Genomic DNA, 1,082 nt, shown 5'->3' on the forward strand with positions numbered 1-1,082 from the left:
CCTTTCCCCTTTCCCCTTTCCCCTTTCCCCTTTAACCAAACCGTATTGGGGCTACAGCTACGAAATCAGACAAACTCCCACAGGTGATTAGATAGAGATGCGAACCCAAAGGGAATTTGAATACAATCCTTAGAAAGACTAGCAAAAATCTCATGTCCAAAAAGCCTGATTCGCAGTTACAAAATCTCTTCGCCACCCACAAATCGACCAACTGGCAAGAAAGATTAACACAAGTAGCATTCCGCTTCAACCGAGAATATCTTGGTCAACCCGTCGAACTCCCAGCCGAAGTCCAAGCAATGCCAATCTTTCGGGAGTGGGCTGGTGGCAATTTTTCCGGGAGAATTGCTTCTCCTTTTTGGGAAGTTGCCAAACCTCAAAAGAACCAACACTGTTTAGATATCGGCTGCGGTGTCAGCTTGTTAATTTATCCTTGGCGAGATTGGCAAGCATTTTTTTACGGACAAGAAATCAGTAATGTAGCGCGAGATATTCTCACTTCTCGCGGGCCGCAGTTGAATTCTAAGTTATTCAAAGGTGTTGAATTGGGGGGCGCTCATGAATTAAACTATTCACCAGGTCAATTTGACTTAGCGATCGCCACAGGATTTAGCTGCTATTTTCCACTGGAATACTGGAATGTTGTCCTCACAGAAGTCAAACGAGTTCTCAAACCAGGCGGACATTTTGTCTTTGACATCCTCAACCCAGAACAGCCTTTAGCAGAAGATTGGGCAGTTTTGGAAACTTACCTCGGTGCAGAGGTGTTTTTAGAACCTCTAACTAACTGGGAAAAAACAATCAAAGCTGCTGGAGCTAAAATCATAACCCAGAAATCAGGTGAATTATTCGAGTTGTACAAAGTGCGGTTTTAAAAAAGAATTCAGAATTCAGGAGTCAGAATTCAAAATTACGTCTGATGTGAATTATCCAAATCAACGAAATATCAATAATTATCCATCCTGTAGAGACGTTGCAATGCAACGTCTCTTTGTGTCTAATCAAAATAATACCGATTCAAAAAATGTTTGCGACAGATACCCCACCCGCCTGACGGCACCCTCCCCAAAGCATCGGGGAGG

At 43.3% G+C, this 1,082-nt stretch carries 1 protein-coding gene; it reads left to right on the forward strand.

Translation table 11 applies throughout. The features are described from left to right. The first annotated feature begins 152 nt into the window (after window positions 1-152). On the forward strand, window positions 153-875 hold the full coding sequence (locus tag GNE10_RS34730; protein WP_185570534.1) for a class I SAM-dependent methyltransferase: 723 nt from the start codon (window positions 153-155) through the stop codon (window positions 873-875). Window positions 876-1,082: the final 207 nt, after the last annotated feature.

The sequence above is a fragment of the Nostoc sp. 2RC genome, assembly GCF_014222165.1.
GTDB lineage: Bacteria > Cyanobacteriota > Cyanobacteriia > Cyanobacteriales > Nostocaceae > Nostoc > Nostoc linckia.